Source organism: Pseudomonas sp. GL-R-26, assembly GCF_019947365.1.
GTDB lineage: Bacteria > Pseudomonadota > Gammaproteobacteria > Pseudomonadales > Pseudomonadaceae > Aquipseudomonas.
Genome location: NZ_JAGYGI010000020.1, coordinates 89,102 through 114,838 on the forward strand (window position 1 = coordinate 89,102; position 25,737 = coordinate 114,838).

General features: G+C 45.8%; 17 protein-coding genes and 2 pseudogenes. 7 read left to right on the plus strand and 12 right to left on the minus strand.

Features of this window, described 5'->3' with window-relative positions:
* Positions 1-554: 554 nt before the first annotated feature.
* The 3 genes from KGA96_RS20540 to KGA96_RS20550 all read left to right on the plus strand — a co-directional run bounded on the left by KGA96_RS20540 (position 555) and on the right by KGA96_RS20550 (position 3,960).
* A complete protein-coding gene (locus KGA96_RS20540; RefSeq protein WP_223514765.1) occupies positions 555-1,064 on the plus strand; it encodes a hypothetical protein in 510 nt (169 codons plus the stop codon).
* Positions 1,065-1,311: 247 nt separating this feature from the next.
* Positions 1,312-2,049: a DUF5677 domain-containing protein gene (locus KGA96_RS20545; protein ID WP_223514768.1), complete on the plus strand. Its 738-nt coding sequence runs from the start codon at positions 1,312-1,314 to the stop codon at positions 2,047-2,049.
* Positions 2,050-3,573: 1,524 nt separating this feature from the next.
* A complete protein-coding gene (locus KGA96_RS20550; RefSeq protein ID WP_223514771.1) occupies positions 3,574-3,960 on the plus strand; it encodes a hypothetical protein in 387 nt (128 codons plus the stop codon).
* A gap of 243 nt (positions 3,961-4,203) precedes the next feature.
* Here KGA96_RS20550 and KGA96_RS20555 read toward each other — a convergent pair whose 3' ends face one another.
* From KGA96_RS20555 to KGA96_RS20570, 4 genes and pseudogenes are all read right to left on the minus strand, one after another.
* Positions 4,204-5,511: a hypothetical protein gene (locus tag KGA96_RS20555; protein WP_223514774.1), complete on the minus strand. Its 1,308-nt coding sequence runs from the start codon at positions 5,509-5,511 to the stop codon at positions 4,204-4,206.
* A 45-nt stretch (positions 5,512-5,556) separates the two neighbouring features.
* Positions 5,557-6,423, minus strand: a pseudogene (locus tag KGA96_RS20560) (hypothetical protein).
* Complete coding sequence (locus tag KGA96_RS20565) at positions 6,420-6,929, minus strand: hypothetical protein (RefSeq protein ID WP_223514777.1); 510 nt, start codon at positions 6,927-6,929, stop codon at positions 6,420-6,422. The pseudogene KGA96_RS20560 and the gene KGA96_RS20565 overlap by 4 nt, the downstream one beginning before the upstream one ends.
* A gap of 153 nt (positions 6,930-7,082) precedes the next feature.
* Positions 7,083-7,280, minus strand: coding sequence for a hypothetical protein (locus KGA96_RS20570; protein ID WP_223514780.1), 198 nt, complete (start codon positions 7,278-7,280; stop codon positions 7,083-7,085).
* A gap of 311 nt (positions 7,281-7,591) precedes the next feature.
* Between KGA96_RS20570 and KGA96_RS20575 the strand changes: the two genes are divergently transcribed.
* Positions 7,592-7,945, plus strand: a complete 354-nt coding sequence (locus KGA96_RS20575) for a VOC family protein (RefSeq protein ID WP_223514782.1) — start codon at positions 7,592-7,594, stop codon at positions 7,943-7,945.
* Between the two features lie 222 nt (positions 7,946-8,167).
* Here the strand turns inward: KGA96_RS20575 and KGA96_RS20580 are convergent, their stop codons facing one another.
* Positions 8,168-9,871, minus strand: a complete 1,704-nt coding sequence (locus tag KGA96_RS20580; RefSeq protein ID WP_411741595.1) for a hypothetical protein — start codon at positions 9,869-9,871, stop codon at positions 8,168-8,170.
* Positions 9,872-10,929: 1,058 nt separating this feature from the next.
* Between KGA96_RS20580 and KGA96_RS20585 the strand changes: the two genes are divergently transcribed.
* Positions 10,930-12,366, plus strand: a complete 1,437-nt coding sequence (locus tag KGA96_RS20585) for an IS1182 family transposase (protein WP_223514786.1) — start codon at positions 10,930-10,932, stop codon at positions 12,364-12,366.
* A 247-nt stretch (positions 12,367-12,613) separates the two neighbouring features.
* Here KGA96_RS20585 and KGA96_RS20590 read toward each other — a convergent pair whose 3' ends face one another.
* Together KGA96_RS20590 and KGA96_RS20595 are read right to left on the minus strand one after the other, a co-directional pair.
* Positions 12,614-15,403: a hypothetical protein gene (locus KGA96_RS20590; protein ID WP_223514787.1), complete on the minus strand. Its 2,790-nt coding sequence runs from the start codon at positions 15,401-15,403 to the stop codon at positions 12,614-12,616.
* Between the two features lie 892 nt (positions 15,404-16,295).
* A complete protein-coding gene (locus tag KGA96_RS20595) occupies positions 16,296-16,550 on the minus strand; it encodes a helix-turn-helix domain-containing protein (protein WP_223514789.1) in 255 nt (84 codons plus the stop codon).
* Positions 16,551-16,661: 111 nt separating this feature from the next.
* On the opposite strand from KGA96_RS20595, the gene KGA96_RS20600 reads away from it, so the two are divergent.
* Together KGA96_RS20600 and KGA96_RS20605 are read left to right on the plus strand one after the other, a co-directional pair.
* Positions 16,662-17,243 (plus strand): hypothetical protein, encoded by a 582-nt coding sequence (locus KGA96_RS20600; RefSeq protein ID WP_223514791.1) that lies wholly within the window; start codon positions 16,662-16,664, stop codon positions 17,241-17,243.
* Complete coding sequence (locus KGA96_RS20605; RefSeq protein ID WP_223514793.1) at positions 17,240-18,625, plus strand: DEAD/DEAH box helicase; 1,386 nt, start codon at positions 17,240-17,242, stop codon at positions 18,623-18,625. Before KGA96_RS20600 ends, KGA96_RS20605 begins: the two co-directional genes overlap by 4 nt.
* Positions 18,626-18,846: 221 nt before the next feature.
* On the opposite strand, the gene KGA96_RS20610 is transcribed toward KGA96_RS20605, so the two are convergent.
* From KGA96_RS20610 to KGA96_RS20630, 5 genes and pseudogenes are all read right to left on the minus strand, one after another.
* Positions 18,847-19,239: a hypothetical protein gene (locus tag KGA96_RS20610; protein WP_223514795.1), complete on the minus strand. Its 393-nt coding sequence runs from the start codon at positions 19,237-19,239 to the stop codon at positions 18,847-18,849.
* Complete coding sequence (locus KGA96_RS20615; RefSeq protein ID WP_223514797.1) at positions 19,236-22,166, minus strand: hypothetical protein; 2,931 nt, start codon at positions 22,164-22,166, stop codon at positions 19,236-19,238. The genes KGA96_RS20610 and KGA96_RS20615 overlap by 4 nt, the downstream gene beginning before the upstream one ends.
* An 11-nt stretch (positions 22,167-22,177) precedes the next feature.
* Complete coding sequence (locus tag KGA96_RS20620; RefSeq protein WP_223514799.1) at positions 22,178-23,686, minus strand: site-specific integrase; 1,509 nt, start codon at positions 23,684-23,686, stop codon at positions 22,178-22,180.
* Entirely contained in the window at positions 23,673-24,884 is a 1,212-nt protein-coding gene (locus KGA96_RS20625) for a site-specific integrase (protein ID WP_223514802.1), read from the minus strand. The genes KGA96_RS20620 and KGA96_RS20625 overlap by 14 nt, the downstream gene beginning before the upstream one ends.
* A gap of 507 nt (positions 24,885-25,391) precedes the next feature.
* A pseudogene (locus tag KGA96_RS20630) lies at positions 25,392-25,610 on the minus strand (NAD(P)/FAD-dependent oxidoreductase); the annotation flags it as partial.
* Between the last annotated feature and the right edge of the window lie 127 nt (positions 25,611-25,737).

Sequence of the window (25,737 nt, forward strand, 5' to 3'; positions counted from 1 at the left end):
CACTACCTATTTACTACAGTTCTGTCCATCGACTGCTATTGGCCGATCGGTGCCTGTCGCGAAGGGCAGCGTGCGACCCGAAGCTGTCATTGATGATTTGGTTGCATATCCCGTCTATATCAAACTGAGGGCTGGCTAGGATTAAAGTTGCTTGAACGGATTCACGTATACAAACGGACAAGTAGTCGTCATTTATATCTAAACAAAGAACGCCATGATTATATTTTGATCTAAGAGCTTTTAATTCTCCCTGATATTTCTGGTCTACACTCCCCCCAGTGTCTCTTCATCAGGAGCAGGGACGAGCTATGTATGTATGGGTGCGATTATTGCTGAAGACGAAGATACAGCCGCAGAGCGGTCACTCGAGACAGCAGACACCTAACGAATTTAGCTAGCTATTCCTGCTCACTTTAATAATATAGCTGACTTTACAGAGCAACTCAGTCATGGGTAGATATCTCAAGTTGAAAGATTATTGACTATTTGTGTGTGGGGGAGTGGAGATCGTTTTCACTGATGCTGGAGTATTTTGGCTTTGAGGGGAGTGCACTATGCCCGAAAGTAAATCCGATAGTCCTAGTGGACGGCGCAGGATGTCCGAGATAATTTTTTGTGTTGGTTCTATCGTGTTTGCGTTTGTTGTCTTTTTCTATCAGTGGTCATCTCACATTCCGAGTGAACTGAACAGACTATCAGGCGTACTTTCGGAGGAAAGAGTTGGCAGAAATATTATGACCAAGATTACTGATGGCGAAACAAAGTATTTGTTTACCTGTGCTGACAGGCTCGGATCATACACTAAGTGTCTTACCACGGAGGCTTTTCCGGGGTTGGATGGAAAAAACGCAACTGTTTACTGGTACTACCAACCTGTGTTTTTAGCAGTGGAAAACCGAAAGTTGGTTGTCCTGGTGGTGGACGGAAAAGAAATTATCAGCAGAGCAGACTCTGAGTATCGTCAGGCGAACGGTATGAAAATTGATTTTTGGGTGTACGGGCTTTCCGGTGTTGTCGGATTTTGTATTTTGGCTTTCTTAATAAGGAAGGCGAGGAGGGGTTGAAGTGGATAAGGCAACTAAATAGCCTCCATCGGAAAACACTAAGTTTCGAAACGCCCGCTGAACGATTTAGCCAATCTATTGCATCGACCGGTTGAATCCACAGCCGATTGTTGCCTGTCACGAAAAGCTGTCACCGACCCATTGCTGCCGGTGGCAACAGGCAACTATCCTCCCGCAGTGTACAAAAAAGCCTCCGTGAACCTTGCTATGATTTATGAAGATTTGAACCACTCCTAAGTAGAGGGCTATGAACACAATAACGGTCGTACAACTTCTCCACACCGCGGGGCAGATTCTTGATGATCTTCAAAGTCTCATTGTCCGCTCCCGCCCTCCGATGGGTGGACCGGACCGTTTGCGGGTCAGCCTAGTACTAACGATCACCGAGCAGTTTGAGGCGACGTTGCGACTCGCGAAGGCCCATATGATTACGCACTCCGCTACGCATGCTCGGTCGATGATCGAAGCACTCGTAGCGATGAAGATGCTTGAGTCCGATGGTGGCTATGTCGACCAGATGAAGTACGAAAAGCTAAGAGGTGAGAGACGCGTCTATGCAGGGGTATTTAATGACCCCAATATTCCCGATGACCTCAAGGAGTCGATCAAGGAAAAAAACGACATTTGCATATCTGAGTGTGAGGCTTTTCGTGCGGCAGGCCGCAAGCCGAAAAAAATCAGCGACGACTTTGGCGCAGCGAAATTATGGCATTTGGTTGGGCCGTACTCGATGCTGTGCGCATTCTCTCATAACGACCTGGCCGTCCTGGCTCTCCGGCATCAGGGAGAAAAGAGCATGGTCTATAAGCAGGGCGACTCCCCGGAGCTTGTAGTATCAGTCATCTCCACAGCGTTGCTGGTACTCATGGATGCAACACAACAGTTCGGCAAAATCGCCAGATTTCCCGACAGTCATTTTGACTCGGTTTTTGCAGCGATGAATCAGAAATGGAACAGTGTCCTAGACCAATCTGTGGAGCGATAACATTTTGTCAAATGTTACTTGCAGCATCCTAGCATCGTGCCACGAGATATCTTGCTGTTAATACCGCTGCTCTCAAGATGGCCGCTTTTGGCCGTTCTCTGCCGATCATGGTTACAAAGCGTGCTGGTCAAATCCGATGCAATCGGTGGTCAGAACGAATGCAAATGACTGGTCAGGTCGAATGCAAGCGGGTGGTCAAGTGGAGTGCAATTTCGCACATGGGTGCAGGCTTTTGAAACGGCTATGGTTTCGCTAGAGGCATAGCCAGCAAGGGCTATAGCTCTACTTGCCACAACGTAGGCCACGAGCATTCAGATCGTTGTGATGAACCGTTCTATTTTTGAAAACGTACTCAGATTCGCGTTTTTTAGTTTTTCGCCCAATGAAATCGAGGCCTTCAGCAACTATCCTCTCCTGACCGTCTACAGCGTTGCGATGTAACTGCGCTGCACTTCTTTGCAAATCATCTCACATCGTGCAATGACCATTGCCCCTTGAAGCCCCACGGCCAGCCTGGCCTGGCGCCCTGATTGCACCACCCTGCGGGCTTGCACAAAAAAGGGACGCAAGGCCCGTCGGCGGGAGGGGGATATGTGCTTTTTCCGTCGTTTTTTTCTTCGCGAGATAACTTTCCCTCATGGCGCCTCCGTAGAATTTCGTCGGACAAGTGCCGTCGATTCACTTGCGGCACACACTCTGTTTATTCATACCGCGCGCTATCTGTTTCCATGAGGACCCGAGTTATGACCCGTGAACACCTCGAAACACCGAACAGAAAAGCTGGGACGGTTGCGGAGTGGAAAACCATGCTGAAGGACAGTGCCGCGCTGCTCGCACACCCTGGGCCTCACTATAGAAACCTAGTGGAGCAGGCTCATTCACTGCATTGATGGCTGTGCTTATGCGCAATCCTGGTGGTGCCGAGAGGGGTGAAAGACTGAGTTAAGAACAGCGCCTCATCAGTACCATCCACCACCTGAAAAACATGCTACGTTTAGTGACAGAAAGCAAAAACGCAGACGCTTGAAGTTGCCCCCCTAATCAATACTCAAGATGACAAGTATGATTGTATACAAATATAGAGATGACAGCCCCAGAAGCCTTAAAATACTGGAATCTAGAAAGATTTATTTTCCTCATGCAAAGCAACTTAATGATCCTCTCGACTCTCAAATAAACATTGATCAAGAATACAACAAAGTTGTAGAGCGGTATCCGCCAAATCATAGCGAAGAATACTTAAGAAAGTAATTTTGCATACACATGCTTAATCAACACAATTTTTTTGACGCGGGAGGGAGGAGCATGGGACTCAATGGCGCGCTGCAATGGTATATCTCTACTCTGGGGATATATTCTTTATCTGCAACCTATACCGATGCGCTATTGTGGTCGCATTATGGGGGGCGCACTCGGGAATATGCTTAGAGTTTGATACGGACTTGATCGTAGCGAACGAAATATTCATACGTTCTTTAGTGAAATACGCCAAGCACCCCCCCCTATCAAGAATTGTTTGAACAGTTGGCACAAGAGTTTAGCGAATTTGCAAGGCCATGGGAGCCTGGCAATAGCTTTCTTGATGAAACAGGTGACAACTTTTACACACGTCAATTATCCGAACTAATGCATGCAAATCTTCTGGTTAAGTCTGATAAATGGAAATACGAGGAAGAGTACCGACTTGTCGCTAATAAGTCTGGAGAAATAAACTTCCCACCGGAAGCGCTCCGCTCGGTAATTTTTGGGGTTAATGCAAGCTTGAAGCTAATACAGTCTGTTGAATATTTACTAAAAGATCCAGGCTATTCTCACGTAGAAACAAAGTTTGTTCGACATACCGCTGGCAGCTTTGAGTTCAAAGTTGCCAACTACTGTACGCCTTTAATGAAGTTGGATCATATTACTTAATTCTCAAATAGTGATTTTCTCACATCTGCGATGTATTGGCTTTTATGGGAGTGTATATCCCTATCGCTAAAAGGCTTGCGCGCCGCTTAAAATGAAGTTTTATTGAACACAAATTAATATGTAGAAAATTGCGCTTGTACACAAACTTAGAGGTGTGCGATATGTAGCGCGCATTTAATATAGCAGTGGAACTCACTACTTAAATGCGTCTACTACTGCAGGAGCTTGGTAAAACTGGCAGCATCACTCAACCAGCAAGCCTCTTTCATTATCAGTACACTTATACCAACCACCCCGCAGTTTAAAAATCTGTAGCACCTCAGCCCTTGTAATATGCCCTCGAACGAAGGAATTTAGTAGATTGAGCAAGTCGATAGTACGAAAGATCAGGACATTCATTTTTACTGCGTGCTTTATTTGATCCGACGCGATCTCTTGGTTTACTTCTTTGTCCACGATAGTTTTGGAGTTCTTTATATTTCCATTCACAATAAGAACAGCAGAAAAATCCGCACCCAAACCCGAGCGCTCTCGATGCGAGTCAGTTTGATTTATGAATTCGCGAGTAATCCCTCTATTTGTACCCTTTATTTCACAAAGACAAAATATTTTACCATTTTCATCTAGAAGCTTAAGATCCTCACGAAGATCATCGAGAGCGTCGACCTCAATTTTAAAGCCGGAACGAAATACCTCTGCAACACTTGAAACCAAGTCATCACCTGAAAAAAGCAATGTTGACTTATATACATTGATCACTTGTCGACGGCTCTCCAACTCAAGAATCCTAATATTCAGCGCTTCTGTTTCAGCTTCAATTTGCTCATCCTCAACAAAAGGATACGCTTTGACCCAGTCAGGGATCTCCACCGCCAACTTGCTATAGCATGATGTGAGACCACTTATTAGTGAATTGAAGTATTCATTAATTCTCTCATGAGAATTGACAGGTAAAATTGCAGGCAAATAGAACTCATTTCTATTGACTTGCATCGCAACACATCTCCCCGCAACATCAGTCGCTATGACTTTTATTTCACTATCATGGTAATGATCAGAAAAAAAGCTTGAGGCTACCCCATGCGTATTGAGAAATGTCCTAAAGTCGTCACTTTTAACTTCCAGCTCATGAACTTTCGAGCGATAATTCTCCCTATGTAAACGGCGCTTATTCAAACAAACTTTAGATAGGTCAGTGTTTTGATAATTGCCAGAACTTGTATTGTCAATAAATGAATCATCCATTAAAAAGCAAACAAACCCTCCCTTTCGTTGTAATAGCTGAAGTTCCTTTTGTCGTTTATCCATTTCATTTGAGTTATGACGATGACGGATAGACTCCCCCCAACTTCCGTTGAATACCTCAAAGCTTTCGAAGGTCTGATTAAAAACCACTACTCCGTCATAATCATTAAATCGCTCAAGAGCTTTCAGCGGGCAGTAATGGATCTCGAAGTTTTTTGCTTTTAATACATCGTCGGGCAACTTAAGGTATTTTTGCTCTGCCCCGTAAACCATTATTTTATAATAACGTTCTACTTGCTCTGACATCTCCATACTCCCCCAAGACCAAACGGCTAGAACATATTAAATATACTAGATTGTAATTCTCTTCAAGCTAATGCCAAGCACCGCCACATTTTGTGCTTCCTGAACAAAATAGCTTGGTCCTGGTAGATGCGTATGCCCGGCGAACTGAACACCCATGCGTTCTACTATATCCAGTAGCTGGCACATGACCCGAAGCACGTTCACATCATCAGACCCTAACCACGTTTTTGGTGCTTGAAGGTGCTGTCCGACGATAGCAATACTTTCACGTAATCCTTGGATCTTCTCATGCATGTCGCCACCCACTGTGGCGTTGTGCTTCTGCCCCACTACCGGGTTCAAATCCCGCCCGGTCGCTTGGTGCAGATCGTCCACCACCGCTAGGCTCGCAGATCCTCCTGACAACAGTTTCAGCGCTCCCAGCGCCTCGATCGTCTTGATTCCACCCACTGATTCAGTGGAGTGGTCGTCCACCGTCCTGGTGTGATTCTGGAAGCGCTCCGTGTTGCCCATGGCCTCCACTTCGCGCTCGTTGGCCTTGTCCAGGATCTTGCCGTCAGTCTGGCGCAACCAGTTGCCATCGGCGTCGACACGCTGCTGACAGGCTTCGCTGTGCTGCCAGACCTGATCCCCTTTCGGCACGCTGGGCATGCTCAGGCCGTGCGGCAGGATGGTTTGGATGTAGGGCTTGTGCGGCAGGCCGTAGGCGAAGCACACCACCATCTAGGTGCCTTCCTCAGGGAAGGCGTAAATACCCATTTCTTCGCCACCGGTGGGCAGTGGCAAGGGCACGCCGGCGAGTATCGGCAGTTGGCTGTCTGGTTCGCCATCTGGCCTCAGGACCTCGATGTCGACCGCATAGCGCGGCCGTTTACTGCCGGTCAAGAGGTCAGCTTGCGACCTTTTCCCTATAGTGGCGCTTTCAGCTTGGTCGAGGGTTTAGGGCGAGGGCTGTAACGTTCTATCTCTCGAATGTACTCGCGCGCTTCGCGAAAATAGTAGCGCTTCAAATGAATTCGCAGGTTCTGCCTTAGACGCCAAGTACCGTAGGCACCTGCGCAAAGAAAGAAAAAAAGCATTACCCATCGATTGGGATCAGATAAAAATATAGCCAGACAAATAAGCGCTGTGAAAATTAATTGATCAGATGTATTGAGCCATCCGCTGTCTGCTCCCCGCTTTCTCTGGGTACGAAGTAACCACCTATACATGGCGAAAAAAAGTGCACTCAAGGAAAAGAATACGAACCCTATGATCCAGCTTCCCGGTATGGGCGAAAAAAAGAATCTGACTCCAAAGCCAGCAAAGATAATGCTTGTGGCGAATGCACCAGAAAGAGCATCCCACTGTTGATCGGCGCGGCGATACAACCGTCGTTTGATCTCGACCCGGTGTATCTCGTGATAACGGGGGTTCATAGGCCTGACCTGGGCTAGCTAGCCGGAAAACAAAAATGTGCCTTTGTTTGCCAATTGTATGGCAGGTAGTGTTTTTTTCCAGGTTGTGCTCCCTAAACGGAAGAGCGGGAGGGGGGCGCTTCTGAGCGAAAAATACGATAGTCAGGTCAGTGCTTACCTGGCGTTCGCCATCAACTTCCAAGCAATGATTGTGATGATAGGGGACAGCAATACCAGTGCGCCTACGGTGCAGACCACTGCGAACCAATAGCTGCTTTTTCCGGTGAACCGGCCCAGCGTTATCGCCTTGAGCACCCAATATCCGACTCGGTAGCAGATGACGCCGAACACAACCTCCAACAGCACTTCCATGGCGTCTCCTTGTGCTGTCTTTGACCGAGTATGGCCTAGGTATAGCAAAACAAGGTGTCAGCTGCTGGGCCGGAGGTCGTCAACGCGTAAGTGAACTCTGCCATGGCCTGACAGCGAGACGCTGACCGTTTGCAGTCGATCGCAATTTACTGCCTTTGGCCGATTTCTGCCTGTCGCGAAGGGCTGCACAACCCTTAGCGGTCGCTCGCCAGCTCAAGCAATTTTCAGAAACAGTAATGGCTATGTGCATGAACATATGTATGACCGAATGTCCTAAACTCGCTTCCTCCCAATCAGTCAAGGAAGCGTCAATGGGCATTCGAGGTAAAGACCGTCAGATCGACAACATTGAGTTCAATGTCAACGACATCTCCCGAAGCAAGACCTTCTATGGAAGCATATTCGGCTGGAGTTTCGTCGACTACGGCCCGACTTATATCGAATTCAGCGACGGTCGCATGACAGGTGGATTCACTACAGGTGAACCTGTGCGGACGGGCGGGCCGTTGGTCATCCTGTACGCGGATGATCTCGATTGTACCCAGCTCAGGCTCAAAGCAGCAGGAGCTACCATTAGTCGTGAAGTTTTCTCGTTCCCGGGCGGTCACCGTTTCCACTTCATCTATCCGGATGGCTATGAGCTAGCCGTATGGTCGGCTTCCTGATGACTGGTCTGGTCGCGAGAAACCAACTTTATGGCATTAATGCTTAACCGTGGCAGCGATGTGTCCGTCATTGCAGGTAAGTCTTGCTACAGCCGTGTAACTGTCATGTCCGTTTTTGGCCGTTTTCCGCCCCATGCGATGGGCTGCTCTTGGCCGGTTGTTGCCAGTCGCAGAAGGACTGCAACCGACCCATAGGGACCTTCCTGTCGAACGTTAATAATTCTATTCATCGATATCACAAAAAATAGAGCGGTTACTTGCGCTAGCTGTGATTTTAGCTGGGGAGGTGTCTATGCCGACCCAATCACTATGTTGTTGGTTGATGATGGTTTCAAGTTCTTTTATTGCAGCGTATATATTATTTTCGATTTTAATTATTTTTGTTTGCAGTACGCCAGCTTCCGGGAATGCAGATTTCAGATTGCAGGTGTGAGATATTATCTCTTCAAAATTTTCCATAGGATTGATTGTATGGTCTGGACTTTCCAGTGTTTCATTTATATGTTGATTTATGTCGTTTTCGGCGTTTTCTATTAGTTTTGACGTGATATGCATAAGTCTTTTAGGGGTAATTAGTGAGAGTATTGAATTGTCCTCTATAAACGAACTGTCAAGGTCGTTGGTGATGGCGTTCTCAAGTGCTAATTCCGCCTGTGCTAATTGGTCGTGGTTTAGTAGTCCTAGTTCATTCGCACGCGAATATAGTTTTATTTTTGGATCGAAACAAATGTCCCAGTTGTTTGGCTCCGGGTGTCTGTCGGGTATGCTGGGGTCGGACTCTAATAGTTCTTCAAGTGCTTGATCGGAAGTTCGTGTTTCTAGATAGTTAAATAATGATCTGTTTAAGGCTGGTTCGTCAGGGGTTTCAGACAGTCTCTTATAAAGTATCTGATTGAACTTTTTTGGTATGGATATGGCATTAAGTATGGGAGGGGCTCCCTCGCAGTAGGTTTCGGATAACAGTGTTTCAACTCTTGCTCCGCTAAGATATATTTCTATTAAGTCAGGACGAGTTGACAGTTCATGGGATAAAGCATCCGATATTGTAGGGTGAGAAAATATCCAGACGTTTTTGTGATTTTCAGTTCTTTTTCTGATGAATGACCCTTCAAGGGCGTTCAGGCTGTGGAATATTTCAGACGTTGATATGCCTAGTTCCTTGGCGGTATCTGCTGTTTTAGGGGATGTAATATTGTCTTGCGTGAGCTTTGATCGATTTAGGAAGATTAGAAGTAAGGTGGAGTGAAGTTTTTTGTCAAGCTCATTAATTGTTTCGCATAGAAAGGATTTTGGGCTTGAAACAAAATTTTTAAGGTCCTGGGGGGTTAATTTAATATTTTTTGTGTATTGAGGATTTGCAATTCTTCTAGCTATTTCTGGTATGAAACTTTCATTGCATGCAATCTCGTATAGATATGGTTTTACTTGGCTTTTCCAGTTCTTTTCCTGTGTTCCAGCTTTTATGTGATTGTACAGAATTTGTGCTCTTTCCTCTGGTGAGATGCTTCCTACGTCTACAATTGCTTGGCTGTCTGAGAAGCTAGGATGATTCCTTGTTCCAAGTTTTTCTTTTGCTGTTGCCCATACATGCTGCCTGGAAGTTAAGACGAATCTATTGCCATTGGCGATAGCTGTCTTGACTTTGCTCATTATAGATATCCATGTGTCAACGTAATCATTCCGAACTTGACTTGCGCCAAATGCATCGTCAATCCAATAGAATCCGCCGGGTTCATTTGGATTCCAGTGATTTGTAATTTCATTAGGGCCGTCGAGTTGAAAACAGCGATGTTCTATGTCGTCTAGAGCTGTAGTGGCTAGGACGGCTGCAATCATAGACTTACCAGTAGCAGGAGCGCCGAGGAGAAGCACTATTCCGTTAGTATCTAGACATTTGACAGCTTTTCTATGAGCCTCAGTTGGCACATAAGATCTAAGCTCGGTTTGTAGATGCCCCAGTAGAGCTTGGGTTTGCTCTGCCTTACGCTCGTCTAAAATTATTGAAAGGTCGCCGAGACCATATATGCGAGGGACAAGCGCTCGTAGCCTTGCACTCTCTCGAATTTTTAATGTGATCCATTCTTTTCCATAAACCTGAGGGTGCTCTACGCCTAGTTTTGAAAGAGTGCTTCTTATTTGTTGGGCAACTGGGGCGTCAACCCCCCATGTTGGTTATGAAGTAATAGTGGGTCGCCGCCCCATCGGTGACTAGTTGTTTTATAGACTCTAACTCAGGTGTTAAGTCGCTTGGTTTCAGTCTTTTTTCTGGGTTGCTAGTGAACTTGCATTGAATCGTTCCGGTGCTCGAAGGTTCTCCGCACTTTGGACTGGTTAAGAATACGGCGTCTTGACCTCCATCTTGAGCTTCTCTGTAAATGGAAACTGGTAATTTTAGGATTTCTTCACATATTTGACTGCAAAGATCCTGGAAAGCTTTCCAGCCTAAAGTGTGCAATGCTAGGTTTCTTATGGCACCTTGCGTAGTATGTTCCGGTTCTTCTATTTTGATTGTATTCATTTCTATCGCTGATGGCTATGTGGAATGTTGGTTTGGCTATTTTTGCAAGTTGTTAATATTTTAAATTCTGGTGGCGCATGAGTATAAAGGTATTTTAACGTCCGGTGATCTTGGTAAGAATGTGTCTTTGTTTAGACCATTTTTTATGTCTGATTTGAGCGTTGCCAATAGCGGCGTTTCTCCCTAAGCACCGCTGTCGTTTTTACCACTGCGCCAAAAATTTACCATCAATTTTATAGGAATATCCAAGGAAGCCGCAAAACTCGCACTTATTCGCGAACCTTCCCCGTTGGCCATTACCGTGAGCTTTTGAGAGTCCACTTCTGGCCGATTTCTGTCTGTCACCCAGGGCAGTCATCGACCCAATATAGCTGCCCTTCGAGGAGGGCAGCTAACGACCCAGGCTGTGTGAAAACGCCTGCGATTGTCTAATCTTCTGATCGTCTAGATCGTGGTGGGGACGATCATGAAGCGATTCATTGAAGGTGAGGCTCGGACGCAAGTCACGTTGCTGCCGGAGTGCCTGGACGATTACGTTACCGAAGAAAATCCAGTGCGAGTGGTCGACGTTTTCGTCGATGAACTCGCCCTGGGTGCACTTGGGTTTGAAGGGGTTGATCCTGCTGCAACGGGGCGTCCGGCCTACCATCCCGCGATCTTGCTGAAGATCTATATCTACGGCTACCTCAATCGGATTCAGTCCAGCCGCCGACTAGAGCGTGAGGCCGAGCGCAACGTCGAGTTGATGTGGCTGACAGGGCGTTTGGCCCCGGACTTCAAAACCATTGCTGACTTTCGCAAGGACAACGGCAAAGCCATTCGCAGCGTATGCCGCCAGTTCGTAGTGCTTTGCCGCAACCTCAATCTCTTCGCCGAATCAATCATCGCCATCGACGGCAGCAAGTTCAAAGCCGTCAACAACCGTGACCATAACTTCACCCAGGGCAAAGTGAAGGCGCGCATGCAACAGATCGAGCAGAGCATTGACCGTTATCTGGCGGCGATGGATTCAGCGGATAGGGCAATGCCCGAAGTGGCCGAGGCCAAAGCAGAGCGGCTGAAAGAAAAGATAGAAACGCTGAAAAAGCAGATGCAGAAACTCAAGGACATCGAGGCGCAGCTTCACGAAAGTCCAGACCAACAAATCTCTCTTACCGATCCAGATGCACGCTCAATGGCCACGAGCGGCCGAGGCACCGGAACGGTTGGCTACAACGTACAAACAGCAGTCGACGACAAGCACCATCTGATCATTGCCCATGAGGTGACCAACGTTCGCAATGATCGTGGGCAACTGAGCAATATGGCGAACCAGGCGCGTGAAGAAATCGGGGCTGAATCGCTGACGGTGGTGGCCGACCGAGGCTATTACAAGGGATTGGAAATCCTTGCCTGCGAGCAGGCCGGCATTACCACCTTCGTACCGAAACCCCTGACATCTGGCAGCAAAGCCGAAGGCCGATTTGGTAAGCAGGACTTCATCTACGTTGCCGCATCGGATGCGTATCGATGCCCTGCGGGGCAATTACTAACCAGGCGGCATTCGTCGATGGAAGACGGCATGTTATTGCATTGTTACTACTTCTCGGGCTGCCAGTCCTGCTCAATGCAAAAGCAATGTACGACGGGTAAGGAGCGCCGTGTGAAACGCTGGGAGCATGAAGCGGTAGTCGACGCGATGCAGGTTCGGCTAGAACATGATCCAGCGATGATGAGGGTTCGTCGACAGACCGTTGAACATCCTTTTGGAACGCTCAAATACTGGATGGGAAGTACCCACTTCCTGACCAAAACACTGCCGAGAGTGAGCACTGAAATGAGCCTTCATGTGCTCGCCTACAACCTCAAGCGAATGATGAGCATCTTCGGCATCGCAGGACTGCTTGAAGCGATCAGGGCGTGAATCCAGCCGCGTGATCGTCCGTGAGCGGCGATTTGGGCCGCTGGCGCGGCCCAAACCGCATTTACAAACACCTATGTAGCTGACCAGGGCAATTCGTGCTTCCGTCTGCTGGTTTCGCAGGCAACGCACGCAACTCTCAGTTTTAGACGTATTCAGTGTGTTTTCACATAGCCTGGACCCATAGCGGACATTGCTGAAAGCGATCCTGTGGCCCAGGCGCGCCAAGCTCCTTCTTCCGCGCTCGTCATCAAGAAGCTCGGCCCATGGGAGACGAGAAATGGTTAACCCATTCCAGTAGGGAGAGTCGTAGTATGGCGCCTTCGTCTGTAGGGGCCGGGCTAGCCTCTAATCGCCTCACGAAATTATCTATAAGTGTGTTGTCGCTTATGATGGGCAAGTCGATTTTTATTTGATGGAGGAATTTCAGGCCGAGCCAATACTGAAGTTCATACATGCCAAGATGAAGAGATTCAGAGTCTGCAGCCGACCTGGAGAAGTAAACGTCTTCAATAGTAGCTTCTTCGGGCCATGCCCATTGGACCGCTGAAAGTGAAGATCCCCAAAGCGCGTATCCAGCCCCTAGCATGCAAACGAACCTAGCTATGCTACGGTGCTTTGCGAGCTCAAATGGTAGTCGTTCTTCTCGTATGCCTCTAGACCAACAATAAGAATAATACTCATCCTCGCTCACTAATAATTTAGTAGCTTCATCCTCTAATCGAGAGACGATTTCGGGAAGAAGCATTCTGTACCTAAAGCAACTAGGGATTGTATTCGCGAAGGACATTAGCGCTCCGCACAATTGGCCACTACGAGTCTCTAAGTATGCTGTTCTGAGCCAACCCGTTTCCATCAAGTGCTCAAGGAATGGCTCAAGGATATTGTCTTCAGGAGATGCTAATCGAATCAGATTTGATATGTCACCAAGGTCTGAGCGAAATAGATAGCTTGGGCTGATTTTTTTTATTGTCTCGTGCGCCGGCGAAGCTGCTAGATCCTTGTGACCTATAGACTCTAAAAAGCGGCAGAGCTGGCAGGTTATTGAGGCGTGATCAACCGCAACAACCGAACGGGAAGACGTCCACTCGTTGATGTTGATCTTAGTCAAAAACTCTTTGCATTTAGGGCGACCAAGACTTTTCAGAAATCCTAAAACCTCACCATTTCTGGCTGATACTAGATGCCCCAATATAGCAGTCAGTCCCTGAGAGTCTGATGGTTCGAGGATGGTGCTAGCAGAGTTAACTAGCCCGACACCTTTTAAACTGCCGGCTGCAGAAGTTAACGTTTCTAGGCTTCGGGTTTTCAGAATCAGTTTCCTGAAGTGAGCATGACTACTTACGACTGAATCTAATATTGATTTTTCGATTTTTAATGTTCGAATAGCCGAAAGCACAACGCCTGAAATATCATGCAGGTTTGAGCATTGTTTGACCCAGGTGTCGGAGTGGAGAATGTCCTTTAGTACTTCTTTCATGGCGTCATGTTCTTCGGGCTGCATCCCGGTCCGCACCATCCCCAACCCTAAATAAGGGAAGCTCTTAGCTATATCTACGCGCTCTGATGGGATATCGAATTCGGGAGCAGCTTCCAGCAACAGCGGTCCTAAGGCCGCATGTGCTAAAGCGAAGCCACCGTGGTGAGACAATACTAAGCCCGTAGCAACGCAGTCATTCTCTAATCCTGCGGCAGGATATTTAAGCGCTGCGCGAGGCACACGCAACTCGAATTCGGATACCGCTGCCAAGCGGAGAAGGTTTGCCATTGTTCCAGGATCTGAAATAGGCTGGAGGTATCTCTCACGGATGGCCTCTACAGCATCACTTGCAGCTAACTTGAAATTTCCCGATTGAATGTATGTTTGTCGACGTTCTAGTGCTGCACCAAAGGCAATCAAGTCAACAACTACCATCCGGTTGCCGTGAGATAGCCCTCGTCTTCCTCCGAAGATGTTTAGCCATTGATCAAGAACTGAGTCAGGAACTTCTATTTTGTCGTCCAGCCGAATTTTGACAAGTTGCCGAAACTCTTCCTTTCCTGCGTGCATGATTTTAGGTTTGACACTCCCAAGTGAGGTCCCATCCTTTGCGCCAGTCTCCCGCCCCAGCATCAATAAGTGGCTGCCAGAGATTTCGCAATGCTCCCTCCAGTGGTTCAACAAAACTTCGGCCCAGTTCTCATTAATGTGAATATTGTCGATGATAAACAAAGCGCCCGTGCCGGTAAGCTCTACGAGCTCATTTTTTATTGCACCAATAGGAGCTTCATTCTGATTGGCAAGGTCGAAGTAATATACCGGCGCGGGAAAGTATCTATCGCTCAGACCAATCCAGTATGCAAGTGTAGTCTTTCCGCAAGCGCCGTGACCTCGAACCAAACAAAGGCCCTCATTTTGGAGCTCTTCAATAACTGAGTCTGCGACGTTCGGTTTGAAAACTTTCCCTGAGGCAAATTCATCCTCGGTTGGTTGGATTAAATTGGCAGATCTCTTTAACAGCAAGCTTTCACGAATACTTTCAAAGTAGATAGAGGAGGACGCGAGACCTAAAAGTGATTGACGAATTTGAGCGTATTTCGGCCGAGACAGCTCCATCACGAGATGTTTGCCGATCATAAGCTGTATGTTTTTTGCAGGGATACCTAAATTTACAAACTTTTCGGACCACTCTTTAATTTCTGCTCCGGTAGGTTCGTGATCAGGATAGCCAGCGACAAAAAAATATCCAGATAGGTTAAAGTTCAGAGGGTTTTTGGCTTTCTCTAGATCAGCAGTCAGATGCTTTGACCAGCTCTGCACATCTCGCGTGGCTTCAATACCATCCACGACACCTGGAGATGTCTGCACGTAAGCATCAGGCCAACCTTTATTGGTTTGGCCGTCGATGTTTCTACCTTGCCTAACTAGTGGTTGCCATTTAAAGCGATCCGGACAAGCAAGGATGGCCATTTCTTCAGCTAATACCTGCAGCTCATTTGCGCCGATTGTACGAAGTCGTTGGGCTATCTGCTGGATTAAAACTTTATCTTCCGCTGACATGAGAGTCCTGTTCGGATAACTATAATTGGCTTGACAATAATTGTATAGAAATCTGAAACGGTGTGCATTAGTGGGACGTTAAAAATACGTTTTCACGCCTGGTGATAGGCTGTGCTTGCTCTTTTTGACCTGCAAGCGAACTATGAAGCCGTAGATGCTTCTCCTGTGCTCGGCAGGCTTTACTACACTCTTAAATTTACCGAAAAAGGCCGCTCCTCCCTGCTCGAATTTTCTTTGAGTGGGGCGCCTACCAGTCGTGCAATCATTGAGCCCTGAAGATTTTAAAGGGTTTATGGCGTGTAGAATGCCGCAGTTGATGCAATCAATATTGGGGTGAACTGACAAAAATCTGATTGGTCTTATTCGGCCAGTTTTAGCCCAACCATAAGCCACTTCTGGAGTGTTTTAAAGCTGTCGGTATGGGTTTCTGCCATTCACGAAAGACAACTTCTGGCCGATTTCTGCCCGTTGGCAAGGGTTGTAATCGATCAAGCGCAGCTTCTGCAATGGTTGCTTCAGTCAAATGAAATGTCGGTGAAGGGTAGGGCCATTACGGGCCGATTCAGCTTTTAATGACCCTGGTTCAAAATCTAATGAATCTCTATGGAGGTCGGACGTGGTCGTTGGAAGGCAGCGATGCGCTGAAAGGGGTGATCTTCCATCAGCAAGATGCCTGGGTCGTTTTGGAGAGAGGGTTCCTGCCTCTCATTCATCTCCAGCCTACTTACTGCTCGCGTTGATTCCATTCTTAATGAAAAGAGTTCCAATCGAAGTGAAAACTCATGGCAGGTGGCGTGCCGGATAGGGTTCATACTGGCCCTTGCCAAGGGATGCTGCGCATATGAATCAGTAATTTGTCAGTTCTGGTCATTGAGTGCCGACTAATTTTGGTTCAGTCGCTTGCCGCCGGATCAGAAGCTAACTCGTGGAGAGAAAGCGCTTCAGGCAAGAGGTACTGAGGCTCGCACTCCAGAACGTTGGCTATGCGATATAGCTTTTCTACGGTGATATTCACTTCGCCGCGCTCAATACGCCCCATATAGCTACGATCGACACTGCAGGAGTGCGCCAAGGCATCTTGGGAAAACCCTTTGGCTTTCCGTTGTGTCCGTATTCTTTCGCCCAATGCCTTTGCAAGCTGATGCATATCCGCCTCGGTCTCCACTGAGGCGGCACTATCTTGTGTTTGCGGATGCATCGGCCACGGACTATAATCCGCATTTTGATCGTTCCCCGAATTTCCCTTCCAGGTGCCTGCATGAAACCCGATTCATTCATCTTCGACAGGCGGCTCTACGACCTGTTTCAGCAGGGGCACCTAAACCAGTTTACGACCAACGACTTACGTAACGCTTACGCCACTCAATTGGCGGGTATTACGTTCAACAGCAGCGACCTCCGCAGATATGTCTATGAGCAGATCAGACGGATGCTGCGTACCGGATGGGTTATTCAGGATGAAAAACGACAAAAGCGGGGGCAGATCTATCACTGGCAGAGTATTCCAGCGAACCAGCAGGTGGAGCTCATCGATAATGGGTACGAGAACAGTCTCAAGTCAGTGAATAAATTGCTGAAACAGTCCGCACAAAGCATCGACTCAGAGCGGCCTGGGCCGGGTTTGGTCGAACACCTGGAATCCATACTCAAAGAGATTCGGCTCGACTTCCTTTCCTCCATGGGAGAGACGGAGCGCTATAAGCAACTGCTCGACGAAATGCCGCATCTGAAAGACCAAGTCGAAGGTGATTTTCTCGAAGCTCGAGATCGAAGCTCTCGTCTTCTAGGGCATCTCCGAGCGGTCGAAAAGACGCTCAAGACAGTTATGTCCACACGATGAAAGCATCGCCGAGAAAATGGCAGAGCCAATGCATTGAAATTGCGCTGAAGCACTACACCACAACGCCGCACTTCTTCTGTCAAGCCACCCCAGGAGCCGGCAAAACACGAATGGCCGCGGAGCTGGCTCGACAACTATTGGAAAGTGGCAAAATTGATCTTGTGCTCTGTTTTGCTCCGTCATGCCAAGTCGTCGACGGCTTTCGCTCGACGTTCTCTTCTGTATTGGGGAGGCGTCTGGATGGACTTATCGGTGCTGTTGGAACCGCGAGTACCTATCAAGCGATGGATCATCAGGATGAGTCTTTCTGGCGGCTTTTTGATGACTACCGCGTGTTTGCAGTCTTCGACGAGATTCATCACTGCTCAGGAAACGATCCGCTTTTGAGCAATGCTTGGGGACAACAAATTCTTTTGAAAATGCAGGACCGTGCCGCTTTTACCTTGGCGCTATCGGGCACGCCATGGCGTTCCGATGACAGTAGCATTGCTCTGGCTCGCTACTCCAATCCGGAAGGCCGATTGATTTGCGACTATCGTTATGGGCTCAAGGAAGCCATTTCCGATGGCGTGTGCCGGTCACCTCACATTGTTCTGCTAGATAACCAGATGGTGAGATTCAAAGAGGATTTCGCGAATGATAGCACCGTCAAACTTTTTCCCAGCATTGCTAAACTGCTACGTGAATCTCCGGTCTCATACCAGGATCTGGTTTATCATGAAGACGCGCTCAACCAATTGCTCGATTTGGGAAGCAGGAAACTCGGTGAGTTGCGGATGCTCAAGCCGAATGCTGCGGGATTGATTGTTGCTACTAATATCGAGCATGCCCACCAAGTAGCGTTGGCGCTAAAGAGCAAGGGTGAAAGCTTCCAAGTCGTGACTACGAGAACACCAGATGCGCAGCAGGTAATCAACAGTTTTAAAATTAGCGATTGCCGTTGGATTGTTGCTGTGGGAATGATCAGCGAGGGAACAGATATACCTCGGCTACAGGTTTGCTGCTATCTCAGTCGAATTCGAACTGAACTGCATTATCGTCAGGTCTTAGGGAGGGTCCTTCGCCGTATAGGCGACATTGACGATCAAGCATGGTTGTTCGTCCTGGCGGAGCCGACGCTGAAGCAGTTCTCACAGCGTATCGCAGATGATCTGCCGGAACATTTGGCTGTCGTGTGCGAAGTAGGTGTACCTGCACCTGAGGCTAGCTCAATAGACGGCGAGTTGGATAGCCCGGTGAACGGTGAACTAAATAAGCCAATCAGCCAAGCTCCTACCACCTCCGTGCAGAAGATCTTACAGTTTGCCGATCTGACCTCCGAATCGACTTATCGAATATATTTTTCGAAAAGCTATCGCCAGCAACTGCTGGCCGTTTTGTAATGGGTTTATCCAAATTAAGTAGTAGTCTTTGCCGATCGCCGGAATGCATTGCTTTCCAATAGATATGTTTCCAGCCAACGGTAATGTCAAATTGGTTTTGCAAAAAAATCACCAAGGCAGCCTCGTCCGGCGATTGTTTCGAGGAATATATTGGTTTAGCAATATCTCGCCAATTGAGTTAATTCGGCCACAGCAATAGTATCCAATACAGGTGATAATCCTCACAGCCCATCGAGCTCCGGTACTATATCGTTTTCATACAATAATTTCAGATACCTAGCGTGTAGTTGAAGTAAACTGAGGTTTTCGGCGCGTAGTGTTTCAATCTCAAACTTCAATTTGGAATGTGCTAGTAATAAGTTCTTCCTAGACATGGAATTTCCCTTCGGTTTCGTTCCTGTTCTTATTTGGGTTTTAGCCGCCTCAAACTCTCTGTAAACTGCTCCTTCTTTTGTTTTGTATAGTGAAGTTCTCTCATATAAATAGCCCGTTATCACCTGAATGCTGGCGATAAAGCTATTCCAGTTTAGTTCGCCGTCTTTATTAATATCCCAGCTTTTGAGGATATTAATAAATGTCGCGGCATCGTCGTCGGTAATTCTTCTGCGCTTCATTCAGAATCCTCATGCAACTGAGTTTTCAATGTTCTCAGGAAATCGCGTTCGTTGAGCTTAATACCTGGGAAGAGGGATATAATGTTGTTATACATTTCATTGGTGTGATCGGTTTTTAAGGTTCTATTAGTATTAATGCAGCAAGATGAAACTATATGGTCTACATTCCAGGAGGGTACATTTGATCTGCCGTAGTTTACGAAGCCCGTATTGAGAGCGCTTTCTTTTATTTTGTTGAGGCTTTCAAGAAGTTTTTTATCAGAAAAAAGGTATGATTTTCTAAACGTAAATCCAGTTTTCTCCGAAAAATTCTTTAGAATAATGTCCACGAAAGGAAGTCCATCCTTGACTCCCCAGTCTTCCGCAAAAACAGCGAAAGATTCATGAATGTTTAAATATGTACTATGTTGTGAAGTTAGTTTTCGCTCACAAATTACCCATCCATGGGCAGAAAGAAATATCATTCCCTTGGCATGTAGATCCAGTAACTTGTCTGAAAGAAGCTTTCGTGTTTTGAGATTTTGTTGAAGAGCCATAGGGGGTGTTTTTGCATATGGATATTTCTCTTGTATGTACTGTGCAACTTTAGAAAGAGAGGGCGAGCCAAGAGATTCGAAGTGCCAATTGTCCAAAATGTGTGAAACTATGTATTCAATATTCCAATGCCATCTTGAAGAAGAGTCTCGCTTGACTAAGTTGTTCTCTAGTAGTCGCTTGCTCATGTTTTCGTAGGATCGTGCCATTTCCTTATTGCACTTAATAAACTGATGCTTTATCTGTATGTCGTGTTTATCCCTGAAAATCTCACAAACATTATCCCAAGTAGGAAGCCCTCTATCCACCGTCCAGGAAGTCATTAATGAGTTGAACAAATTTACCGTCTCGCGATCAATGTCGCAATGACCAATTCTGCCCCTTTCATACAAGTTTTGTCTCAGTTGCTTTGTGTTGTTATCGCGTAGGGCAAGTGCCTTTGAAACTATATTGTCTGTTTGTGTAGATGGCGGTAAGGCGCATATCGCCTCACTGGAGATTGTTGGGTCAGAACAAATATCTATTTGTTTTTTGTATCTGGAAATCTTTCTTTTATGGGAGTTAAGAAATTTTTCCGCACCAGGTTCTCCACTATTTACTGCTATTTGAGCGGCTTCAATAACAGGTGTTAATTTTTCGATCATTCTGTGCGCAACTGCCAATGATCTCTCATCACCTTTTTTAAAACAGTGTTCTGAGCAATCAATGCACTGAAATATATTGGGGCAGGGTCCAGAATTGTAATCGTGCCGGCATAGACCTAGCTCGGTGACGTGAAGAGATCCAATAACATTCTTGAAAAAATCCTCCGTTGACACTCCCGTCGGCTTGTACTCATCTTCATATAACTCATCGAGAAAGCCTCCAAACTCAAATCCTGATCCGTTCGCATTCTCATCGACGAGATCAATTTTATCTGTGGGCGTACGATGATCGTATGAGCTGTTTTGGTCTACGGAGCTCCTGCCAGACCATATGGCAATCAAGCGTTGATCAATCTGTTTGCTTTGCGCCAAGGTATTGAGTAAATGTCGCATTGCGTGAGTGCCTAATGAAAGATCCTCTCTGTTACGACCGCGGAAAAAAAGTTTGCCAAACCATTGCTGAAGTTTCGTAGTCGTAAAAAAACATGGTACGTTTTCACATTGCCAATATGTTTTTGTGTAGGGAGTGCGAGAAGCATATGGATGTACAAATAAACAATCTTTGTACTCAACCTGAGAGACACCGTCTATAAAAGGAAATGTGGGTGATAGGTTATTTGTTGCCCATTTATAAAGATTAGAGGCGCTTATGAAGCTTTCATCATCCAGTCGTATTTTAGTATCTTGGTAGTAAACTCCGCTTTTTGATTGAAATAACCTATTTAGTCCCGGCGGCATCATTGCAGCAGGTGGAGATTTTGGCCGGTTAAAATACAACGGTTGTGAGTAATTATTGTCACTCCTTCTGTAGCCAATTATTGATAACGCCTCCTGAATACTATATTCCTTCTTGCCTTTCAAATGTTCGAGGTCTTCAGGTATGTAGATGCTTTCATTTTTTTTGTACCACGCTGAAGCATTTCTTGCCGATTCGCCAAACTCGTTAAGTTTTCGACATGCCTCCGTTACCACTTTCTCAAATTCGATACATGGCGCTCTTTTAACCGTCGATTTTCCATTCTTCGCCGGCCTAGGAAAACACAGTCCAAAACCATTAAGTGTAGTTATGCAATCGACATCTAACGTCAATATTTCTGAACCTCTGGACGGTGCATAGTTCAACAGTGCAAACGCTGATGAAACTAATATTTCGAACCCGTTCAGTGGGGATCTAAACGACTCGGCAAGAATTTTACATGCCTCGAGGTTTGGTAAAAAAGTTTTAGCTGAGCGTTGAGGCCTAATATGAGGGTTTTGAAGATATCTTATTTTCTCCGGTGAGAGATTATATTTTTTTAACGTCTTGCCTATACACGCCAAGCCGGCTCCTAATCGATAGGTAAGTCCTGGTGATAAATCGGTTCTGTTTGAGGCTCTGGCAAGGTCTGAATTAACTAATTCCCAAGGTTTTTTGAATTTTGGAAGCGTGTCAATGAGAAAATAAAACCCAGTAGCGACCTCACGACATTTTTTTTTGTTCTCGAGCGAACGTATTAGGTGAAATAGTTTGAGGGCGATGATCCAGTCTTCATCAGAGCAGACTTGTTCGAATATAGGAGTCTTTTTATCGAAAGTGGAAGGGAGGGCATGCGTAAAGTCACATGGGTCGGCTTTTAACAGCATTTTGTGGGGTAGCTTATATTTTAATGACATATCAATGGTGTTGTTTTTGATGATCTGTTCTCTGAATTGGGGAGTAAAAGTGTCTTTGAACCACGCAAAATTTAGTTGGGGATTTTCTTTGTTCATGATAGATACTCCTATTTAATGCTAAGTTTGGTAATCCACATGTCGCAAGCATCGATATATTCCATAACAGTTTTTTTTACTTTAATGTCAGGTTGATTTTGGTGTTCTTGAATTAGATATTGTTTGTATTCCCCAAATGGCGCATCTCGGAAAGGTTCAAATTTAGAACAAAGTAGGCATGCAACTGGTGCATGATCCGTACAATTTTTCATACTGCCACAAACTCCTATTGGTTTAGCTTGAGCAATTCCGTAATGGCGCTGTATCGAGTCGGGCATTTCCATGATTGCCCGTTCATATCCACCCTCATAGGGTCCGCCAAGAAATAAATTCGCGATAGATGCGAGCGCGGAGCCTAACTCCTCTTTGATCCGGGCCTGAGATTCTGGAATGGAGTCAATGTATGAACTGGCTGACGAAGCATCGCTGTGTAATCCTAAAAACATCAACTCATGTATACTTGCTCCATGGACAGCGGCGCGCGTGAGTAGTGTATGTTTGAATCTAATGAAGTTTAAGTTTATTTTTCCGTCAGTAACTCTGTCGCTCCTAACACCAAGATCGTAAACCACATCTTTCAATCTTGTCAGTATTACAGAAGCAGAGCATGGGATATCAGGTAGTTCTTTGATTTTTTCTTCGGGAATCACAAGTCCAGCAACACCCACGGATTTGTGAATTAAGTAAGTTCTATTTCTGCTGCGGCAGATTGGTATCATATAATTGATCAGTGTGTTTACTAAGGGTGGGAGTCTTATATTTCTATAAATAGATTTGCTTTTGAGTTTTTGTTTGATGATCTCGATTTTTAATATCCAGTTCTTTTGAGTTTGACTGTAAGTCAAGTCGTCTAACTTGATCTTGAGAATTTGACTTTGCCTATATCCAAGTACTAAAGCAAGAAAGAAAATCGCTAGATGCTCAAGTTGGAGCAAACCTTTTTCATATCCACTGCAGATCGCAAATGTGACATCTCTAACTTCAAGCTCAGTCAGTGCGCCATTGGTTGGATCTGCCGCTCTAACAGGACTTAATATTTTGTAATTCGCGCTGCTGATCATATCAATTGCTAAATTGTACTCTTCGCTCCATAGCACTCCATCCTCACCGTTACATGAAGATAAAAAACCTTTTAAGTTCTGGTTCTTGTTTAGCCATTCTATGAAGATTGACCATAATTCGTTAGTTTCACTTATTTTTCGTATGATTTTGTTCTGCAGTAAGCTGAATCCTTCAAGCTTTCTACAAAGTTCGTTTAATTTGGTGCAGTAAGATTCAATAGAGGAAAGGGAATAACTTTCTGCTATCCTAGAGCATAGTTCGTTGCGAAATGATTCTATAATTTCGAATTCCAGGTACTTTCGCATCGGCTCGAATTCGATATGTCCTTTTCTACGAAGAGACTCGTGTGTAACAGTGAGTGCAGGCCCAACATTAAAAGTGAGCTGAGTTTTCTGGTGGTAAACAGTTATTTCTTCGAAAGCTTCGTTTTTGTAGTCATGTTTATTAGAGATTTTCATGAGGATTACCCATCATTAGTTTTGTGTTTAATATGTTATCCTCTGCAAACAATCGGTCGTTCCCGATTTTTTGAAATGCGTATCTGGCGTAGTGCTCTGGCATCTTTGAACGCAAGCTCCACCCCATCTGAACTCGTAGAATACTTAGAGCGTTGGAAATAATTCTCTCTCTATCGCGTCCCGTGAATCCATCGGCCTTTTCATATTCTCGAAGTATAAAATTGCATGCCCACGAATGCCGAAGACTGTGCGGATTTATTTTTCTTTTAGTTTTGTTGCTCAATAGATTGAATATTTTACCAACTGCATCATTCGATAATGGAGCGCCAGATATTCCAATTATCAAAAAATTATGTTTTATGCATGATTTTATTTTGTTTCTTTCGATAATATATCTTTCGATAAGGGTCCATAAGGCGTCAGAGATTTTTAATTCTCTGTTTAATGTTTTTACGGTGGCAGGCGAAGATCTAGGGTCCGTGCTCAAGTCTGAGTTTGACTCTATTCTTACTGTTACATATCCGTGCTTTTTTCGATCAAAACAATCAATGGTTATTCCAAGTAGTTCACTATTTCTGACCCCCAGTTCTCGTAGTAGATGAAATAAGACAAGGTCCCTATGCAATAAAAATTTAGATTTGCGATTAAAGTTGTGTTTAATGGCACGATCCATCATCGTGTAATCATCTTGTGTCCAAGGCTCTACACAATTATCATCACTAGAGTTACTGCTTCTAAGTTGCTTCTCAAGTCGATTTGAAAAATCAACAATTGCCGTTCCTTTCTCTGCCTTAGTGTCAACCAATAATTCTTCGGCCAAAAACAGTAAGTAAGGTTTTGCGAGCCGACATCTTCTATCGTACGCTGAGTTACATACATTGTTTTGATTGATGAAGCCTAATCCTGAAATTCGGCGTTCGATAGTGTTCTTGGTTTCCATCAAGCAGTTACGTAATTTTGATAACTCTCCGTTGGTAAGGAATTTTCCTTCTCTGAATCTTTTTATGTAGTTAATTTTTTTATATCTAAAAAACAACATCACTATGCAGATATCATAGCTATATGTGATTAATGATTTGGGTCTGACTTGTCTTTTTAGATTTATCAGCCAATAGTTAGCCCAAAACACAGGTTTGTTGTCGTCGAAGATTAGTGCTGTGGGTATTCCGTCAGTATTTTTAAACTCACGGACTTTCATACTGCTTTCCTCAATATGTACAATGAGGGGTAGCATGATTTTGATATAATTTTTTTTTGTGGTTTAAGCTGGTTTAATTTGTCCAAAACAACTAATGGGCTGACAGCAATTTTTTTGAGCGGGATAAGCGAGCTATAACTCACAGGGGGAGCGGGTGTATGAGGCATATCAACGATTTCCTTGATTATGAAACATCAAAGTCAACGCTGATCACCCGTACACGGCCGAATTATTGATTGGCTGAAGTGTATCAAGCCGAACTAGCTGATGGACCAAGCAGACCTTCGCTGGGTCTGCTACTGCGGCTAATTATGCACAAAACCTAGACTGATGCAACAGTGAGTTCGTGAGTCGGATAATTAAAACAGTAATCAACACTTTGTATATTCCTAATAATTGCTATGTTGACTATGCATTTTTTTATGTTTTGTTGACTCACTATCCCATCGGTGCTGTTGGAGGTGCGAAATACATCAATAGTCAACAAAACGCTCTTTGGGCGGATAATACCTGGCCGCCGTTGCGCCCGGTGGCGCCCCAGCCGATCTTGTGGCTTTCGACGATGGCGACCTTCAGGCCTTTTTCCGCCAGCTCGACGGCGGTGGCCACGCCGGTGAAACCGCCGCCGATGATCACCACGTCAACCCGGTGCCGGCCTTGCAGCGTCGGGTAATCGGTGTCCTGGTTGAGGGTGGCGGTGTAGTAGGAATTGCAACGTTGAGTCATGTCGGTGTCCAGGCAAATTTGGGAGAACCCAATGCCGGTCAGTCGAAGTGCGCAACCTGTGGGAGCGAGCTTGCTCGCGATAGCGGAGTGTCATTCACCGTTGATGTCGAATGACACTCCGCTATCG

Excerpts from the sequence above, each read along its gene's own strand:
- KGA96_RS20545 (WP_223514768.1), top strand. The coding sequence starts at position 1,312 with ATGAACACAATAACGGTCGTACAACTTCTCCACACCGCGGGGCAGATT.
- KGA96_RS20610 (WP_223514795.1), bottom strand. The coding sequence starts at position 19,239 with ATGAAGCGCAGAAGAATTACCGACGACGATGCCGCGACATTTATTAAT.
- KGA96_RS20600 (WP_223514791.1), top strand. The coding sequence starts at position 16,662 with ATGAAACCCGATTCATTCATCTTCGACAGGCGGCTCTACGACCTGTTT.
- KGA96_RS20565 (WP_223514777.1), bottom strand. The coding sequence starts at position 6,929 with ATGAACCCCCGTTATCACGAGATACACCGGGTCGAGATCAAACGACGG.
- KGA96_RS20540 (WP_223514765.1), top strand. The coding sequence starts at position 555 with ATGCCCGAAAGTAAATCCGATAGTCCTAGTGGACGGCGCAGGATGTCC.
- KGA96_RS20585 (WP_223514786.1), top strand. The coding sequence starts at position 10,930 with ATGAAGCGATTCATTGAAGGTGAGGCTCGGACGCAAGTCACGTTGCTG.
- KGA96_RS20625 (WP_223514802.1), bottom strand. The coding sequence starts at position 24,884 with ATGAAAGTCCGTGAGTTTAAAAATACTGACGGAATACCCACAGCACTA.
- KGA96_RS20620 (WP_223514799.1), bottom strand. The coding sequence starts at position 23,686 with ATGAAAATCTCTAATAAACATGACTACAAAAACGAAGCTTTCGAAGAA.
- KGA96_RS20570 (WP_223514780.1), bottom strand. The coding sequence starts at position 7,280 with ATGGAAGTGCTGTTGGAGGTTGTGTTCGGCGTCATCTGCTACCGAGTC.
- KGA96_RS20555 (WP_223514774.1), bottom strand. The coding sequence starts at position 5,511 with ATGTCAGAGCAAGTAGAACGTTATTATAAAATAATGGTTTACGGGGCA.
- KGA96_RS20575 (WP_223514782.1), top strand. The coding sequence starts at position 7,592 with ATGGGCATTCGAGGTAAAGACCGTCAGATCGACAACATTGAGTTCAAT.
- KGA96_RS20590 (WP_223514787.1), bottom strand. The coding sequence starts at position 15,403 with ATGTCAGCGGAAGATAAAGTTTTAATCCAGCAGATAGCCCAACGACTT.
- KGA96_RS20615 (WP_223514797.1), bottom strand. The coding sequence starts at position 22,166 with ATGAACAAAGAAAATCCCCAACTAAATTTTGCGTGGTTCAAAGACACT.
- KGA96_RS20605 (WP_223514793.1), top strand. The coding sequence starts at position 17,240 with ATGAAAGCATCGCCGAGAAAATGGCAGAGCCAATGCATTGAAATTGCG.
- KGA96_RS20595 (WP_223514789.1), bottom strand. The coding sequence starts at position 16,550 with ATGCATCAGCTTGCAAAGGCATTGGGCGAAAGAATACGGACACAACGG.